The sequence below is a fragment of the Mycolicibacterium rutilum genome, assembly GCF_900108565.1.
Lineage (GTDB): Bacteria > Actinomycetota > Actinomycetes > Mycobacteriales > Mycobacteriaceae > Mycobacterium > Mycobacterium rutilum.
In genome coordinates this window covers 1,512,806-1,529,567 of record NZ_LT629971.1, presented here as the reverse complement: position 1 = coordinate 1,529,567, position 16,762 = coordinate 1,512,806, and the positions used below count along the sequence as shown (strand labels likewise).

At 69.5% G+C, this 16,762-nt stretch carries 18 protein-coding genes and 1 pseudogene; 3 read left to right on the top strand and 16 right to left on the bottom strand.

The genetic code is table 11. The annotated features are described in order from the left end of the window. Positions 1-2: 2 nt before the first annotated feature. The 3 genes from BLW81_RS07360 to fadD5 all read right to left on the bottom strand — a co-directional run bounded on the left by BLW81_RS07360 (position 3) and on the right by fadD5 (position 3,539). On the bottom strand, positions 3-872 hold the full coding sequence (locus BLW81_RS07360; RefSeq protein WP_083406624.1) for an MlaE family ABC transporter permease: 870 nt from the start codon (positions 870-872) through the stop codon (positions 3-5). Position 873: 1 nt separating this feature from the next. Continuing rightward, entirely contained in the window at positions 874-1,671 is a 798-nt protein-coding gene (locus BLW81_RS07355) for an MlaE family ABC transporter permease (protein WP_083406623.1), read from the bottom strand. Between the two features lie 212 nt (positions 1,672-1,883). Beyond that, complete coding sequence (gene fadD5 / locus BLW81_RS07350) at positions 1,884-3,539, bottom strand: fatty-acid--CoA ligase FadD5 (protein WP_083406622.1); 1,656 nt, start codon at positions 3,537-3,539, stop codon at positions 1,884-1,886. Between the two features lie 117 nt (positions 3,540-3,656). Here fadD5 and BLW81_RS07345 point away from each other — a divergent pair, with 117 nt between their 5' ends. Further along, positions 3,657-4,349, top strand: a complete 693-nt coding sequence (locus tag BLW81_RS07345) for a GntR family transcriptional regulator (RefSeq protein WP_083410375.1) — start codon at positions 3,657-3,659, stop codon at positions 4,347-4,349. On the opposite strand, the gene BLW81_RS07340 is transcribed toward BLW81_RS07345, so the two are convergent. Beyond that, positions 4,346-4,786, bottom strand: coding sequence for an SRPBCC family protein (locus BLW81_RS07340; RefSeq protein WP_083406621.1), 441 nt, complete (start codon positions 4,784-4,786; stop codon positions 4,346-4,348). The two genes, BLW81_RS07345 and BLW81_RS07340, sit on opposite strands and share 4 nt — an antisense overlap. Positions 4,787-4,805: 19 nt before the next feature. After that, on the bottom strand, positions 4,806-5,234 hold the full coding sequence (locus BLW81_RS07335) for an acyl-CoA thioesterase (protein ID WP_083406620.1): 429 nt from the start codon (positions 5,232-5,234) through the stop codon (positions 4,806-4,808). A 35-nt stretch (positions 5,235-5,269) separates the two neighbouring features. Here BLW81_RS07335 and BLW81_RS07330 point away from each other — a divergent pair, with 35 nt between their 5' ends. Then, positions 5,270-6,373 carry an alcohol dehydrogenase catalytic domain-containing protein gene (locus BLW81_RS07330; protein WP_083406619.1) on the top strand — a complete coding sequence of 368 codons (1,104 nt, stop codon included), beginning with the start codon at positions 5,270-5,272 and terminating at the stop codon, positions 6,371-6,373. 5 nt (positions 6,374-6,378) lie between these two features. Here the strand turns inward: BLW81_RS07330 and BLW81_RS07325 are convergent, their stop codons facing one another. Together BLW81_RS07325 and BLW81_RS07320 are read right to left on the bottom strand one after the other, a co-directional pair. Then, positions 6,379-8,175, bottom strand: coding sequence for an acyl-CoA dehydrogenase (locus tag BLW81_RS07325; protein ID WP_083406618.1), 1,797 nt, complete (start codon positions 8,173-8,175; stop codon positions 6,379-6,381). 21 nt (positions 8,176-8,196) lie between these two features. Beyond that, on the bottom strand, positions 8,197-8,871 hold the full coding sequence (locus BLW81_RS07320; protein ID WP_083406617.1) for a TetR/AcrR family transcriptional regulator: 675 nt from the start codon (positions 8,869-8,871) through the stop codon (positions 8,197-8,199). 137 nt (positions 8,872-9,008) lie between these two features. On the opposite strand from BLW81_RS07320, the pseudogene BLW81_RS29880 reads away from it, so the two are divergent. Beyond that, a pseudogene (locus BLW81_RS29880) lies at positions 9,009-9,119 on the top strand (CAP domain-containing protein); the annotation flags it as partial. Here BLW81_RS29880 and BLW81_RS07315 read toward each other — a convergent pair. From BLW81_RS07315 to BLW81_RS07275, 9 genes are all read right to left on the bottom strand, one after another. Further along, positions 9,116-9,643, bottom strand: a complete 528-nt coding sequence (locus BLW81_RS07315; RefSeq protein WP_083406616.1) for a DUF2231 domain-containing protein — start codon at positions 9,641-9,643, stop codon at positions 9,116-9,118. The pseudogene BLW81_RS29880 and the gene BLW81_RS07315 overlap by 4 nt on opposite strands. Before the next feature lie 45 nt (positions 9,644-9,688). Further along, positions 9,689-10,468, bottom strand: a complete 780-nt coding sequence (locus BLW81_RS07310) for an ABC transporter ATP-binding protein (protein WP_083406615.1) — start codon at positions 10,466-10,468, stop codon at positions 9,689-9,691. Next, entirely contained in the window at positions 10,452-11,480 is a 1,029-nt protein-coding gene (locus BLW81_RS07305; protein ID WP_083406614.1) for a taurine ABC transporter substrate-binding protein, read from the bottom strand. Before BLW81_RS07305 ends, BLW81_RS07310 begins: the two co-directional genes overlap by 17 nt. After that, on the bottom strand, positions 11,477-12,328 hold the full coding sequence (locus BLW81_RS07300) for an ABC transporter permease (RefSeq protein WP_083406613.1): 852 nt from the start codon (positions 12,326-12,328) through the stop codon (positions 11,477-11,479). The genes BLW81_RS07305 and BLW81_RS07300 overlap by 4 nt, the downstream gene beginning before the upstream one ends. Positions 12,329-12,445: 117 nt before the next feature. After that, complete coding sequence (locus tag BLW81_RS07295) at positions 12,446-13,063, bottom strand: DUF3159 domain-containing protein (protein WP_083406612.1); 618 nt, start codon at positions 13,061-13,063, stop codon at positions 12,446-12,448. After that, positions 13,060-13,764 (bottom strand): cutinase family protein, encoded by a 705-nt coding sequence (locus BLW81_RS07290; protein ID WP_083406611.1) that lies wholly within the window; start codon positions 13,762-13,764, stop codon positions 13,060-13,062. Before BLW81_RS07290 ends, BLW81_RS07295 begins: the two co-directional genes overlap by 4 nt. Positions 13,765-13,867: 103 nt before the next feature. Further along, positions 13,868-15,301 (bottom strand): NAD(P)(+) transhydrogenase (Re/Si-specific) subunit beta, encoded by a 1,434-nt coding sequence (locus tag BLW81_RS07285; protein ID WP_083406610.1) that lies wholly within the window; start codon positions 15,299-15,301, stop codon positions 13,868-13,870. After that, a complete protein-coding gene (locus tag BLW81_RS07280) occupies positions 15,298-15,624 on the bottom strand; it encodes an NAD(P) transhydrogenase subunit alpha part 2 (RefSeq protein WP_083406609.1) in 327 nt (108 codons plus the stop codon). Before BLW81_RS07280 ends, BLW81_RS07285 begins: the two co-directional genes overlap by 4 nt. After that, the gene (locus BLW81_RS07275) at positions 15,624-16,736 is read right to left on the bottom strand and encodes a Re/Si-specific NAD(P)(+) transhydrogenase subunit alpha (RefSeq protein ID WP_083406608.1); all 1,113 of its coding nucleotides are present in this window, start codon (positions 16,734-16,736) and stop codon (positions 15,624-15,626) included. The genes BLW81_RS07280 and BLW81_RS07275 overlap by 1 nt, the downstream gene beginning before the upstream one ends. Positions 16,737-16,762: the final 26 nt, after the last annotated feature.

Here is a 16,762-nt window from a genome sequence, read left to right as displayed (position 1 = left end):
CGCTACACCGTCAGGTTGAAGTTCGGGTCGACGCCGTAGAGCGCCAACGATGCGAACAGGACGACACAGACGATCGCGACCAGCGAGGCGCGCATCGAGCGGCCCACCGCCTCTCCCACGCCGACCGGGCCGCCGCTGGCGAAGTACCCGTAGTAGCAATGGTTGAGCATCACGATGACCGAGATGATCACGGCCTGGATGAACGACCAAAACACGTCGTCGGGACGCAGGAACGTGCGGAAGTAGTGCTCGTAGGTGCCGATGGACTGGCCGTAGAAGAACGTCGTGGTGACCTGAGCGGACAGGAAGCTCATGATGATCGCCATCGCATACAGCGGGATGATCACGATGAAGCCGGCCATGATGCGCGTCGACACCAGGTACGAGATCGACTTGATGCCCATCACCTCGAGGGCGTCGATCTCCTCGCTGATGCGCATGGCGCCGAGTTCGGCGGTGGCGCCGGCGCCGACGGTGGCCGCCAGCGCCTGGCCCGCGACGACCGGGGCGGCGATGCGCACGTTGATCAGTGCGGCGAAGAAGCCGGTGAACGCCTCGACGCCGATGTTGCCCAGCGACGCGAAGCCCTGGATCGCGACCAGCGACGAACCCGACAGCGTCACGAACCCGACGATCGCGACCGTGCCGCCGATCACCGCCATCGCGCCGGTGCCCATGCCGATCTCGGCGATCAGGCGCAGCGTCTCCTTGCGGTAGTACCGCAGCGCGTGACCGATCGACCCGATCGCGGTGACGACGAACCACGCGACGTGCCCGACGCTGTCGAGGAACCGGGCCGGTGAACTGGCGAGGTTCTGTACGCGGGAGAACCCCCGCGGAAACCGAGAACGCAGGACCGTTGTCGTCGACACGTCAGCTCCCCGTTCCGAATCGGACACCGATCGTCGTGAGCACCACGTTGACCGCGAACAGCGCGATGACGCAGAGCACCAGGGTCTCGTTGACGGCGGTGCCCACGCCCTTCGCGCCGCCGGCCACGGTCAGCCCGCGGTAGCAGCCGACCAGACCGGCGATCAACCCGAACGTGCCCGCCTTGATGATCGAGATGATCACCTCGGGCAGCCCGGTGATGAGGGTGAGCGTGGAGACGTAGGCGCCCGCGGAGACGTTCTGCAGATACACACCGAAGATGAAGCCGCCGACCAGGCCGACGGTGATGACCGCGCCGTTGAGCAGCACGGCGACGAAGGTGGAGGCGACCACGCGGGGCACCACCAGCCGGTGGATCGGGTCGATGCCGAGGACCTCGAGCGCGTCGATCTCCTCGCGGATGGTGCGGGCGCCCAGGTCGGCGCAGATCGCGGTGGAGCCCGCGCCGGCGACGACGAGCACGGTCACCAACGGTCCGAGCTGGGTCACGGCGCCGATCGCGGCGCCGGCACCGGACACGTCGGCGGCACCGAACTCCGCGAGCAGGATGTTCAGCGTGAAGATCAGCAGCACGGTCAGCGGGATCGACACCGCCAGCGTCGGCAGGAACGCCACCCGCATCAAGAACCAGCTCTGCAGGATGAACTCGCGCCATTGAAACGGGGGTTTGAACAGCGCTTTGCCGACGAGCACGCACATGCGCACGAACCCGCCGACCGCCTCTAGGCCCGGCCGGACCTGGTCGCGTACGTAACCGGTCACGCCGGTCGACGCCGTCACCAGTGTGCTCCCGCGGCGCAACGGCGACTGTCGCGATTCAACGGCAGCCCCTGTCGCACGACCCCTCCTTGCCCCGACCTTGCAGTTGTGATCACCGTCTCCCTACCGGTGGGTAGTAAGACGGACCACAGGAATGTACCCGATGCTGTTCTGTGCGTGCAGGGCATCCGTCGGATTGTGCACGTAACCGTTAGCAAACTCGGCCCCGCCCCTCAATTGTCCTGTGCCGCAGTTGAAACCGTTGGCGCAGCGGAACTTTCGCCGACGTCAACCGGTTTCTGGCCGCCGAAACGTGCCCGGAGTTCGGTTTTGAGGACTTTGCCGGCCGGGTTGCGCGGCAGCGCCTCGACCACCTCGAGCGCCTTGGGGTGCTTGTACCGGGCCAGCCGCTCGGTGAGGAAACCGTCAAGATCACGCAGGTCAAGATCCGTTTGACCGCCGGCCCCCAGCGCGACGACCGCGACCGGGACCTCGCCCCACTTCTGGTCGGGCCGACCGATCACCGCGACCTCCGCGATGGCCGGGTGCGCGGCGAGCGCGTTCTCCACCTCGGCGCAGTAGATGTTCTCGCCGCCGGAGATGATCATGTCCTTCTTGCGGTCGACGACCCAGACGTAGCCCTCCTCGTCCTGGCGGACCAGGTCGCCGGAGTGGAACCAGCCGCCCGCGAACGCCTCGGCGGTGGCCTTCGGGTTGTTCCAGTAGCCGGCCATCAGCGTGGGTGCGCGGTAGACGATCTCGCCGACCTCGCCGACGGGGACGTCGTTCATGTCCTCGTCGACGACCCGTGCGGCGACGGTCGGGATCACCTTGCCGACCGAGCCGAGCTTCCTGATCGCGTCCTCGCCGAGCAGCATGCAGGTCACCGGCGACATCTCGGTCTGGCCGAACGCGGCCAGGATCTGGCTGCCGGGGAAGGTCTCAGCCATCTGCCGCAGCAGGGTGTCCGACGCCGGGGCGGCACCCCAGGACAGCGTCCGCAGCTTGAGCTCGCGCGGGCGCGCCTGCTGGGCGGCGCACACCGCCTGCCACTGCGCGGGCACCAGAAAGATCCCGGTGACCTGCTCGGCCGCCAGCACGTCGAGCAGCTCGTCGGGATCGAAGGCGCCCAGCGGGTAGAGCACGGTGGGCCGGCCGAGCAGCAGGCCCGGGATCATGTTGCCGATGCCGGCGATGTGGAACAGCGGCACCCCGATGAAGCCGACGTCGCTGTTGATGTCGGCGCCGTTGGTGAACAGGAAGGTCAGCGCCTGCCCGGCGATGTTGGTGTGGGTGAGCACCGCACCCTTGGGCCGGCCGGTGGTGCCCGACGTGTACATGATCAGCGCCGGCGAGTCGTTCGGGATGTCGGGAATCTGCGGCTCGTCGCCGGTCTCGGCGATCAGGTCGTCGTAGCCCTCGACGCCCTCCTCGGTCGGGCCGCCGGCGATGATCACCGTCGTCAACGTCGGATCGAGGCCGCGCACCGCGGTGGCGACACCGGCCAGCACCGCCTCGGTGATCACCACCCGCGCCTGGCAGTCGCTGACCAGGAACGCGATCTCCGGGGGTGTCATCCGGAAGTTCACCGGGACCGCGATCGCCCCGAGCTTGTTGACCGCCAGGACGGACTCGATGAACTCGGTCCGGTTCAGCATCAGGATCAGCACCCGGTCGCCGAACCCGACGCCGCGCCTGCTCAGCGCGCCGGCCAGGGCACCGACCCGCCGGTCGAGTTCGCGCCAGGTGGTGGTGCGGCCGAGGAAGCGCAGCGCCGTGGCCTGCGGCTGCATGAGCGCGTGGCGGGCGAGTTGGTTGGTCCAGTTCTGCCTGCGAGCGAGATAGGGCTGTGCGGTGAGGTCCGGCTCAAGCAACGGCGAGTGCTCCATCTGGGTTGCGGGTCGCTGATATTTGATCAAATATGGTGTCGCCCCGGTCACACTATGGCCTCGGCGGTTCGGCGACAAGCTTTCGTCACCGCGCTGGAGAAAGGACCGGAGAGCACCGTGAACGCGCCCACCGCAACCCCGCGCAGAACGCGGCGCGGAGTCCGGCGCGAACAGCTCTCCGATGAGGTCGCGGCGCGGCTGCGCGTAGACATCGTGACCGGCGCGCTGCGGCCGGGCACCTTCATCCGGCTCGACGAGACCGCGGCCGCGCTCGGGGTCAGCATCACGCCGGTGCGCGAGGCGCTGCGCACGCTGCGCGGCGAAGGCATGGTGCAGCTCGAACCGCACCGCGGCCACGTCGTGGTCCCGCTGACCCGCACCGACGTCGGGGACATCTTCTGGCTGCAGGCCACCATCGCCAAGGAGTTGGCCGCGACCGCGACGGCGCGGATCACCGACGCCGAGATCGACGAACTGGACCAGCTCAACGACGAGTTGGCGGCCGCGGTGGCGCGGCACGCGACAGAGGACATCTCGGCCGCCGAGTTCGCGTTCCACCGCGCGTTCAACCGGTCGACCGGCCGGATCAAACTGGCCTGGTTCCTGTTGCACGTCGCGCGCTATCTGCCCGGACAGCTCTATGCAGGCGACCCGCAGTGGGGCGCGTCGACCGTCGCCGGGCACCGGGAGCTGACCGCCGCGCTTCGGGCCCGCGACACCGACACGGTGGTGCGCCTGACCGCCGACGAGTTCACCGACGGCGCGCGGCGGCTGCTCGCCCGGCTCGACGAAGCGGGGCTGTGGAGTTAGGTCGCGGCTAGTTGTTCTGCGCGGGCCTTGAGGTTGTCGGCCAGATAGTCCAGCGTGTCGCCGATCGCCTTCTTCACCATCGGCTTGGGGATCGGCAGCTTGGTCTCGACGTCGAGGTCGACGGTCAGCAGCGAGGTCGGGCCCATCGGCACCACCGAGAACTTCTGCTCCTGCTTGTCGAAGTGGTCGCCCTGCTGCAGCACGGTGTAGATCTGGTTCTCACCCGGGTAGTAGACCGCGGTGATGAAGGTCCCGGACTGCCCCTGCACGACGACGTCGAGACGCAGTTGGCTGGGGCGGCCGTCGTGGTAGCGGGCCAGCACCCAGCACCCCTTGATCTCCTCGTTCCACTGCGGGTACGACTCGAAATCGGCGACGATCCCCATGATCGCTTCGGCGGAGGCCGCCACCTCGACGGTCTTGCTCACGAGCGGCATCGCACGAGCATATCGACACTCAATCGCGCGCCGTCTCCAGCAGGGCGCGGATCTGTCCGGGGACCGGCACGGGCCGGCGGTCGACCCGGTCGACGTACACGTGCACCCAGTGCCCGACCGCGGCGACCGGACCGTCCTGCGCCCACAGCCCCAGCCGGTAGGTCACGCTGCTGTTGCCCAGCCGAACCACCGCCAGGCCGACCGAAAGTGGTTGCGGGAACCGCAGTTCGGCCAGGTAACGGCAGCCCGATTCCGCGACGACCCCCAGCCACGGAGCGCTCAGCGGGTCGACGCCGGCGGTGGTGTTGATCCAGCCGTTGATCGCGGTGTCGAACAGCGCGTAGTACACCGCGTTGTTGAGGTGACCGAACATGTCGTTGTCGGCCCACCGGGTGGTGACCGGCCAGTGCACCGGGAAGTCCGTGCGGGTCGGTTCGGGCTCGGCCATGGCAGCAGTCTTCCAGTGCGGGCAAGCTGGAGGTCATGAGGATCCGCGGCGCCGTGTTGGAGGAGATCGGCCGTGCCCGGCCGTATGCCGAGTCGAGACCGCTGTCGGTCGGTGAGCTGGACCTGGCCCCGCCCGGCGCCGGCGAGCTGCTGGTGCGGATCGAGGCCGCCGGGTTGTGTCACTCGGATCTGTCGGTGGTCGACGGCAACCGGGTGCGGCCGGTGCCGATGCTGCTCGGCCACGAGGCGGCCGGTGTCGTGGAGGAGGTCGGGCCCGGCGGTTCGGACCTACCGGCGGGCACCCGCGTCGTGATGACGTTCCTGCCGCGATGCGGCGCCTGCGCGGCCTGCGCCACCGAGGGGCTGACCCCCTGCGAACCGGGCAGCGCGGCCAACGCGGCAGGCACGCTGATGACCGGTGAACGCCGCCTGTCGCGCGACGGCGCGCCGGTTCATCACCACCTCGGCGTCTCGGGGTTCGCCACCCACGCCGTCGCCGACCGCCGTTCGGTGGTGCCGGTGCCCGACGACGTGCCCGCGGTCGTGGCGTCGCTGCTCGGCTGCGCGGTGCTGACCGGCGGCGGTGCGGTGATCAATGCGGGCCGCCCGCAGCCCGGTACGACGGTCGCCGTGGTCGGCCTCGGCGGTGTCGGCATGGCGGCGGTGCTGACCGCGCTGGCGGCCGAGGACATCCGCGTCATCGGCGTCGACCAGGTGCCCGACAAGCTCGACCGGGCGGCACAATACGGCGCCGACGAGGTCTACACCCCCGAGCAGGCGCGCGAGCTCGGGCTGAAGGCCGCGGTGGTGATCGAGGCGGCCGGGCATCCCGCCGCGCTCGAGACCGCCGTCGAGCTCACCGCTCCCGGTGGCCGCACCGTCTCGGTCGGCCTACCGCGCCCCGATGCGCGGGTGACGTTGTCGCCGTTGGGTTTTGTCGCCGAAGGCCGTTCCCTGATCGGCAGCTACCTCGGGTCGGCGGTACCGGCGCGCGACATCCCGCACTTCGTCGACCTGTGGCGGGCCGGGCGGCTGCCGGTCGAGTCGCTGGTGTCATCGACCATCACACTCGACGAGATCAACGACGGCATGGACCAACTCGCCGACGGCAAGGCGGTGCGTCAGGTGATCCGCTTCTGACGTCCTCAGAACCAGCTGTCCTGCATGTCGAGCGTGGTGCGGTCCAGGCTGGCCAGCAGGTCCAGTTGCGGGGCCGTCTTCGGCAACTCGTACCGGAAGAAGTACTGCGCCGCCTGCCGTTTGCCGTCGTAGAAGTCGCCGGTGCGGCCGTGCGCCGCGAGCGCCTGCTGCAGCCACACCCAGGCGACGACGATGTGGCCGAACGCCTCGAGGTAGACCGCGCTGTTGGCCATCGCGGCCTCGACGTCGCCGGGCGCGAACATCTCGGCGGTGACGCTCACCAGCCGCTGCCACGCCGCGTCGAGTTGGGCTGCCTGTCCGGCGATCTCGCCGCCGAGCGCGGCGGCGTCCGCGACCGTGCCGCCGATCGCGGTGCCGAGCGCCGCCAGGCCGGCCCCGCCGCGCGCCGGCACCTTGCGGCCCAGCAGGTCGAGGCTCTGGATGCCGTGTGTGCCTTCGTGGATCGGGTTGAGCCGGTTGTCGCGGTAGTGCTGCTCGACGTCGTACTCGCGGGTGTAGCCGTAGCCGCCGTGCACCTGGATGGCGAGGTCGTTGGCCGCCAGGCACCACTGCGACGGCCAGCTCTTGCCGACCGGGGTCAGCATGTCGAGCAGCAGCGTCGCGGTGTCGCGCTCCTCGTCGGACTGCGCGGTCTCCTGCAGATCGACCAGCTTGCCGCAGTACAGCAGCAGCGCGAGCCCGCCTTCGACATACGCCTTCTGCGCCAACAACATCCGCTTGACGTCGGCGTGCTCGATGATCGGGATCTGCGGGGCGGCGGGATCCTTCGCGCTCACCAGCCGGCCCTGGGGACGTTCGCGGGCGTACTTCACCGACTTGAGGTAGCCGGTGTAGCCGAGCGAGACCGCGCCCATGCCGACGCCCAGCCGCGCCTCGTTCATCATCGTGAACATGTAGGCGATGCCGCGGTGCGGTTCACCCACCAGATGACCGACCGCGCCGGCCTTTCCGCCCGGGGTGTAGGCACCTTCGCCGAGGCCCAGGACCGTGTTGGTGATGCCGCGCTGGCCCATCTTGTGGTTGAGCCCGGCCAGCACGATGTCGTTGCGCTCGCCGACGCCGCCGTCGTCGTCGAGCACGTACTTGGGCACGATGAACAGCGAGATGCCCTTGGTTCCCGCCGGCCCGCCGGGGATCTTCGCCAACACCAGGTTCACGATGTTGTCGGTCATCTCGTGTTCGGCGCCCGAGATCCACATCTTCGAGCCGAACAGTCGGTAGCTGCCGTCCTCCTGCGGTTCGGCGCGGGTGGTGATGTCGGCCAGCGAGGAACCCGCCTGCGTCTCGGACAGCGCCATGGTGCCCGAGAAGCGCCCGGCCAGCATCGGTTTGAGGAACGCGTTGATCTGCTCGTCGGTGCCGAACCGGGACAGCAGGTTGGCGTTGGCCATGGTCAGCATCAGGTAGCCGGTCGTGCTGACGTTGGCCGCCGAGAACCAGGCGAACGCGGCCTGCGCGACGGCGGCGGGCAGCTGGGCGCCGCCGAGTCGCTCGTCCATCGACATCGCGATCAGGTCGGCCTGCGCGAACGCGTCCCACGCCTCCTTCACCTCGGGGATGACGGTGACCTTCTCGCCGTCGAACGTGGGCTCGTTGGCGTCGCTCTTCTGGTTGTGCGTGGCGAAGTACCGCGTCGCCAACTGCTCGCAGAGGTCCAGCACCGCGTTGTAGGTGTCGCGCGAGTGCTCGCTGAACCGGTCACGCTGGGCGAGTTCGTCGACCCGCAACCATTCGTAGAGCAGGAAATCGAGGTCGCGCCGGGACAGCAGAAGGGACTTCACGGGTCCATCTTGCCCTCGCGGTCAGCCGGTGGTGGCGGTGTCCGCTTCGCCCGGCAGCGCGTCGACGGGCACACCCAGCGGCGACTCGGTGCGCACCGCCTCGTCGCGGATGAGCCCGCGCAGCAGCGCGGTGCTGAACTCGATCGCGATCTCCTGGGCGGTGCGCCTGCCATGCGGGCGCAGCCAGCGGTAGGCGCCCAACGTCATGCCGATGTAGCCCAGCGCGAGCACGTGTGAATCGCAGTCGTAGAACTCGCCGCTGGCGATGCCGCGGTCGATGACGTCGCGCACGTGCTCGTAGACCTGGGTTTCCTTCTCCCGGATGTAGGCCACCTGCTCCTCGGTGAACCACTCACCGATGTAGGGGCCCTCCTGGAAGTACACCGCGGCGCGCTCGATGTCGCTGGCGATGCCGACCAGCAGGCGGCGGGTGAAGTGGTAGATGGTCTCGCGGGCCGATGCCGACGGATCGTCGTGCAGGGCGTCGACGGTGAAGTCGGCGGCGCCCTTGTAGATGTCGTAGAGGATCAGCGACTTGCTCGCGTAATAGTGGTAGACCGTCGCCTTGTTCAGCCCGACCGCGTCGGCGACGTCGTCCATCCGGGTGCCGTGGTAGCCGCGGGCCGCGAAGAGTTTGGTGGCGACCGCCAACAACTCCTCGCGACGGGACAACCCGTTGGACTCCGAAGGCGGCATGGCGACTCACTCTGGGGCAAGGCCCGGGCGGACCCGGACATCAATCAACTGGTTGGACAGTTTAGGTGTTGGGGCTGTCGCGGTCCCCACGCCGGGTCTAGACTTTCGGTGACCAGCCGCACTCGAGAGGTGATGACATGGATCCGAATCCGGACTATGACGCGAGCGACGAGCTGGAGTACGGCATCAACTGGTTCGCCTGGATCCTGCGCGGCGTCTACCCGCCCCCCGCGTACCCGCCGGTCTAACCGATCAGCTGCCAGCGGTGCACACCCGCACCCTGTGCGTAGGACAGATGTCCGCCCAGAGCACCGCCCACTGAGACGGCGGTCAATCCCAGCACGCTGAACGCGCGCGCCGCGCCGATCTTGCCGCGCTTGTACTTGCGGTAGGCCATCAGGAATGCGGCCGCGGCGACGGTGTTCCCGGCGGCGTGCAGCAGCCCGACCCGGCGTTGGCGCCTGCCCAGCGTCGGGAACTCCGCGAGGCCGACCAGCACCGCCGGCGGTGTCGCCGCCAGCCCGATGGCGATGAGCTGCCGCGCGGCGTCGCGGTCCTTGAACACGAGGTCGAGCACGGCCGACGACAGCCACGCTCCGATCGGCAGAGTGATCAGCAACGGATGCGTCGGGTGGCCCAGCCAGGAACCCCGCAGTCCCTGTGCCAGCGCCCCGTCGCCGAGAACGGTGTCGATCGCGCCCGCGGTGAGGTCGGCGGTGGCGTCCAGCGTGTCCAACGATTCGGGCTTCTGCAGCAGCGCATGCATATCCATGCCGGGGGATTACCCGACCGCCTGCCGCTGAACCGCGTGGCGCGCTTACGCCGCGGCCGCCTTGACGGCGCGGCCCACCTCGGCGCGCAGCTCCGCGTACTCCGGCGAGCGGCGCAGCTCGTCGGCGTCGACTCCGGTGCGGGGCAGGTCGACCGGGATGTCCAGGGCGACCTGGCCGGGCCGGCGGGTGAGCACCACGATCCGCGATCCGAGGAACGCGGCCTCGTCGGCGCTGTGGGTGACGAACACCGTGGTGCGCCCGGTCTCGGCGCTGACCTGGCGGACGTCTTCCTGCAGCAGCTCGCGGGTCAGCGCGTCGAGCGCGGCGAACGGCTCGTCGAGCAGGAACAGCGGTGTCTCGGCGGCCAGCGCCCGTGCGATCGCGACCCGCTGCTGCTGGCCGCCGCTGATCTCCCAGATCTTGCGGCCCGCGGTGCCCTCGAGGCCGACGCGCGCCAGCAGTTGGTCGCGTCGTTCGGCGCGCCGCTCGCGCGGCACCCCGGCGTACTTCAGCGCGAGGTCGACGTTGCCGCCGACGGTGCGCCACGGGAACAGCCGCGGCTGCTGGAACACCACGCCGGCGGTCACACCGGGCGTCGGCGCAGTCCCGGCGACCCGGACCGAGCCCTCGCTCGGCGTCTCGAAGCCGGCCAGCAGCCGCAGCAGCGTGCTCTTGCCGCACCCGGACGCCCCGACCAGCACCAGGAACGCGCCGGGTTCCACGGTGAGGTCGACGGGGCCGAGCGCGGTGACCTCGTCGCCACCGCGCCCGTACCGATGCCGCACGCCGGCAATGCGGATGGTGCCGTCACTGGGTGAGGACACCCGGCAGGCCCTTCGTGTAGATCGCGTCCTGGAACGTCGCCAGCGGCGCCGCTTCGGGGATCTGCTTCTGGTCGGCGAGGAACTGCGAGGCGCTCTGCAGGTTGACCGCGAGATTGCCCGGCTCGCCGTCGGAGCCCAACCACTCCGCCGAGGCGACCTCCTGCGGCGTGAGGTAGACGCCCTGCTTGAGCTGGCCCTCGACTTCTGTTGGGGTCAGGCCGATTTCGGCGGCGATCGCCTTGGCCGCGGCGCCCGGGTCGGTGTGGATGACATCGAGTGCGCGCGCCTGCTGCTGGCGCCAGACGTCGACGACCTCCGGATGCACCGACGCGAACTCGTCGGCGACGACCGCGAGGTCGAGGGTCGGCTTGCCGTCCTTGGCCAGCTGCCGGCTGGTGATCAAATCCTTGCCGTTCTTCCGGAGCTGATCGAGCGTGGGCAGCCACGAGTACCCGGCGTCGATGTCGCCACGGTCGAACGCCGCCAGGATGGCCTGCGGCTGCAGGTCGACGAGCTGAAGATCGTTGGCCGACAGATTGTTCTGCGCGAGCGCGGCGAGCAGACTATAGTGCGCGGTCGAGGCGAACGGGGTGGCGACCCGCTTACCCTTCAGTTCGGCGATGGTGTTCACGCCGCTGCCGTTGCGCGCGACCAGCGCCTCGTTGTCGCCGGCGACGTCGAGCACGAACGCCACCTTGTAGGGGATGTTCAGCGGCGCTGACAGCCCGCGCGCGACCGGGCTCGAACCCAGCGCGCCGAAGTCGAGTTCCTTGGCGACGAACGCGGTGTTGACGTCGGCGCCGGAGTCGAACTTCGTCCACTTGATGTTGTAGTCCGGCAGCGCCTCCTCGAGCCACCTGTTGTTCTTGACGATCAGGTCCCCGCTGGGGAATGTCTGGTATCCGATCCGGATCGTCGGCCTGTCGGCCGATTGTTCCGACTTGTCGACCGAGCAGCCGGCCAGCGCAAGCACGGCCGCGGCTGCCACCGCCACAAGCGTTTTGAACTTCATATCTTTCCTCTCCAGGGAACGCTGCGCCGTTCGATCGCGCGCAGTAGACCGTCGATGAGCAGACCCGAGATGCCGATCGCGAAGATGCCGACCAGCACCACGGGCGTGTTGTTGTAGTTGCTGGCGTCTTTGACCAAGCCCCCGACGCCGGGGATGCCGTTGAACAGTTCGGCGGCGACGACCGATGAGTACGCCATCCCGACCGCCAGCCGGATACCGGTGAACGTCTCCGGCAGCGCCGAGGGGACGACGACGTCGCGGATGACCTCGCCGCGCGAGGCGCCCAGCGCCCGCGCGGCCTCCTGCAGCCCGACCGGCGCGGCCAGCACCGCGGCCGTCGTCGCCACCGCGGCCGGGGGCAGCGCCGCGAGCGCCAGCAGCGTGATCTTCGGTGCCTCGTCGATGCCGAGCCAGATCACCAGCAGGAAGAAGTAGGCCAGCGGCGGCAGCGCACGCAGGAACGTCAGCCACGGCTCGAGCACGCTGCGCACCCAGCTGATCGACCCCATCACCAGCCCCAGCAGCACACCGAGCGCGACGCCGATCACCACGCCGGCGAACACCCGGCGCAGCGTCATGTAGAGGTGCTCCCACAGCAGGTAGCCCGCGTATCCGCGGACCCCGTCGTGCGTCGAGGAGATGTCGACGAACGCGCGCCACACCGTGCCCGGAGACGGCACGAACGTCTGGTTCCAGATTCCGCTGACCGCGACCAGTTGCCAGACGGCGAAGAACACCAGCAGCGACAGCAGCGGCAGCGCGGCGCGGGTCAGCCGGGCGCGCCACTTCCGGGCAGGGGGCGCCGCGACGACGGGATCGTCGGGCGTGATGTCAACGAATACGGACACGGCGGGCGACCTCGTCGCGGTCGGCAGGCAGAGTCGCGTTCACCTCGGTATTGGTACCGGCCGGTGACACGGCCGTGAATATCTGCGCTCAGCGCGAGCAAAACTCCGCGCCGGGTGTCAGGCCGATCGGGGCAGCGTGCGGATCGCGGTGCGGATCGCGAGGTAGATGACCGACGAGGTGACGACGAAGATCGGCCAGCCCATCGCGACGCGCGCGACCGCGAGCAGGCCGGCCTGGTCGGTGTCATAGAGGTGGTACTGCACCAGGAACCGCGACCACGACGCGGTCGCCATCACCGCGGTCGCGATGTCGAACGCCAACCGCACCCGCCCGATACGTCGCCAGGTGCCGTCGCGGCCGGTGATCCACGCCCACACCACACCGACCAGCGGGCGGCGCACCACCAGCGACGTGGTGAACAGGATCGCCAGGCCGAGGTACATCCAGATGCCGGGCAGGTAGAAGTCCTTGGCCCGGCCGGTGATCAGCGCGACCGCCGCGCACGCGGCGACGCCTGCGAACCCGAACAGTGCCGGGCGGGTCGATTCCCGTTGCAGCAGTTGCCAACCCAGCGCCAGCGCCGCAACGCCGACGGCCGCGGCGGTGGCGGGCAGCAACCCGACGGTGGTCGACGTCGCGGCGAACACCGCGACCGGCAACCCGGAGTAGACCAACCCGCGGACGCCGCCGGCACGGGCCAGCAGCGTCTCGACTGGCGGGCGTCGGTCCGTCACCCGCCCGAGCTTACGTTCGCCGCCAGCTGCGCGGCCGGCGGCACGGGCGCGGTCAGCCGGCCTGCGGCGAACGCGGCGCCCTGGTCCACCAGACCCGATTCGACGTAGAGGCTGTGCGCGGCGCGGTCGTTGCCGGGGGAGCACACCGGGTCGGCGCCGTTGCACAGCTCGACGGTCTTGGCCCCGAACAGCGGGCTGGCGGTGGTCAGCGGCTTCCCGATGCGGTCCGAGGGGTTGCCGAACACCGCGACGGCCGCGACCCGGTCGGCGACCGCGGGCGGCAGCGGGTCGGTGAAGTCCAGGACGGGCCCCGGTGCGGCGGTGAGGATGTCGATCACCGCCGCGCCCTGCGAGTAGCCGCCGAGCACGAAGCTGGTGTCCGGGCAGGCCGCGGCCGTGGTCTGCAGATAGGCGCTGGCGTCGTTGGCGCCGTCGGTGGCCTTGAGGAAGTCGTAGGAGGCGGGGTAGTTCACCGCGTAGGAGGCGACGGTCTTGCCGGGCAGTGCACCGCGCAGCGCGTCGACGAACGCCTCGCCCTCGCGGCCCAGACCCACCGGTTCTCCTGTGCCGCGGGCGAACACCACGTCGACGTCGGCGCACGCGTCGGCCTGCGCGCTGGGCGCCAACCCGATCATCGCGCCGAGCATGCCCAGCGTTGCGCCCAGTGTGGCCAGCGCGCCGGCCCTCGACTTGTTGGACATGCCGCCTCCTTGGTGAGATCTTTTCGGTTACGTCGATCTCACCGCGGCCGCGGGCACCGGCCAATGACGCTGGCAGCAGAAGCCGCTACCGGCTAGCCGGTAGTCAGAGCGCCTTGAGTTCCTCGATGACCTCGCCGACGGACTTCTTGGCGTCGCCGAACAGCATCGAGGTGTGGTCGAGGAAGAACAACGGGTTCTCGATGCCGGCGTAGCCCGAACTCATCGACCGCTTGAGCACGATCACCGAGCGCGACTCGTCGACGTTGAGGATCGGCATGCCATGAATAGGGGAGCTCGGGTCGGTGCGCGCCGCGGGATTGGTGACGTCGTTGGCGCCGATGACGAGCGTGACGTCGGTGCGGTTGAACTCACCGTTGATGTCGTCCATCTCCTTCATCGCGTCGTACTCGACGTCGGCCTCGGCCAGCAGCACGTTCATGTGCCCCGGCATGCGGCCCGCGACCGGATGGATGGCGTACTTGACCTCGACGCCCTTGCTTTCGAGCAGATCGGCCATCTCCTTGACGGTGTGCTGCGCCTGGGCGACGGCCAACCCGTAGCCGGGCACCACGATCACCTGGTTGGCGTAGGCCATCTGGATCGCGGCGTCGGCGGCCGAGGTGGACTTTACGGTGCCCTGCTCGCCGCCGGGCCCGGCCACCGCGGTGGCGCCGCCGCCGAACGAGCCGAACACGATCGCCGGGATCGACCGGTTCATCGCCACGGCCATCAGGTTGGTCAGGATCGAACCCGAGGCGCCGACGATCATGCCCGCGACGATCATCGCGGTGTTGTTGAGCGCCAAACCTGCTGCCGCGGCTGACAACCCGGTCAACGCGTTGAGCAGCGAGATGACCACCGGCATGTCGGCGCCGCCGATCGGGAACACCACGAACAGGCCCATCAGGCCGGCGAGCACCAGCACCACGATGATGGTCCAGGGCGCGCTGCCGGTGCCGGCGTTGAGCCCGATGTAGATCGCCGCGGCGGTGGCGCCGAGCAGCAGCAGGACGTTGGCGGCCTGAAACAGCTTGGCCGAGGCGACGAGTCGCTTCTCGACGTTCTTGGGGATCGACTCCTGGAGCTTGAGGAACGCCACCAGCGAACCCCAGAACGACACCGAGCCGATGATCGCGGCGAACAGGGAGCCGGCCACCAGCGCGACCGTCGGATGCTGGTCGGCGGTGAAGTGCGCGAAGCCGTCGGTCTCGATGAACTCCGCCCACGCGATCAGCGCGACCGTACCGCCGCCGACGCCGTTGAACAGCGCGACCAGCTGCGGCATCGCGGTCATCTTGGTCTTCTTCGCCGGCGGCACACCGAGAATCACGCCGAGGGCGAGGCCGGCGGCGATCAGGATCCAGTTGATCGGCGCGGTGTCGCGCACCTTGATCAGCGTGGCGACCACGGCGATGGCCATGCCCGTCGCGGCGATCCAGTTGCCGCGCACGGCGGTCTTCGGCCCGGTCAGCCCGGACAGGCCGAGGATGAACAGGCCGAACGCGACGATGTAGAGGACGGTGACGAGGTGGTTCACTTGCGGCCCGCCTCAACGGCTTTGATGTCGGACCCGCGGCCCTTGAACATGCCCAGCATCCGGTCGGTGACCAGGAAGCCGCCGATGACGTTGAGCGTGCCGAAGATCAGCGCCAGGAACGCGATGGCCCGCACGCCCCAGTGCGCGTCGGCGGGCAGGTCACCCAGCACGATCAGCGCGCCGAGCACCACGATGCCGTGGATCGCGTTGGTGCCCGACATCAGCGGGGTGTGCAAGGTGTTGGGCACCTTCGAGATCACGGCGAACCCGACGAATCCCGCCAGCACCAGGATCGCGAGGTTGGCCAGCAGCTGGTCGTACATCAGTTCTCTCCTCGGGTGACGCAGGAGGCCGCCACGACCTCGTCGTCGAAATCCGGTGCCAGTACGCCGTCGGTGATCAGCAGCTCCAGCAGCGACGTGACGTTCTTCGAATACAGCTCGCTGGCGTGCTCGGGCATGGTCGCGGGCAGGTTCAGCGGCGACGAGATCGTCACCCCGTGCTTGATGACGGTGCGGCCCGGCTCGGTGAGCTCACAGTTGCCGCCGGTCTCCCCGGCCAGGTCCACCACGACGCTGCCCGGCTTCATACCTTCGACGGCGGCGGCGGTGACGAGCCGCGGCGCCGGCCGTCCGGGGACCAGGGCGGTGGTGATCACGACGTCGAACCCGGTGATCGCGCGCTCGAGTTCCTTCTGCTGCTGCGCGCGTTCCTCGTCGGACAGTTCGCGGGCGTAGCCGCCCTCGCCGGCCGCCTCGATGCCGAGGTCCAGCCACTGGGCGCCGACCGAGCGCACCTGGTCGGCGACCTCGGGGCGCACGTCGTAGCCGGTGGTGCGCGCGCCGAGCCGCTTGGCGGTGGCCAGCGCCTGCAGTCCGGCCACCCCGACACCGAGCACCAGCACCGTGGCGGGTTTCACCGTGCCGGCGGCGGTAGTCAGCATCGGGAAGAACCGGGTCGACTCCCAGGCCGCGAGCAGCACGGCCTTGTAGCCGGCGACGTTGGCCTGCGACGACAGCGCGTCCATCACCTGCGCGCGCGAGATGCGCGGAATCGCCTCGACGGCGAACGCCTGCACGCCCGCGGCCCGTAGCGCGCCGATCTGGTTCTCGGTGTCGCGCGGCGCGAGGAACCCGACCAGCGTCTGCCCGGACCGCAGCCGGCCGACCTCCTCGGCGCTCGGCGGCGCCACCTTGACCACCACGTCGGCGGCCCAGGCGTCACCGATCGTCGCGCCGGCGTCGGTGTAGAGCGCGTCGGGCAGCAGCGCCCGTTCACCGGCTCCGGATTCGACCACCACCGCCAGGCCGCTGTTGACCAGCGACGCCACCGCCTTGGGCACCAGCGCGACGCGGCGCTCGTCGGCGCCGGACTCGCGCACCACCCCGACCGTCGCGGCCGCTCCACCGGCGGCTTCGGCACTCGTCTGCGTCATGACGGACACCCTAACCGCTACCGCTG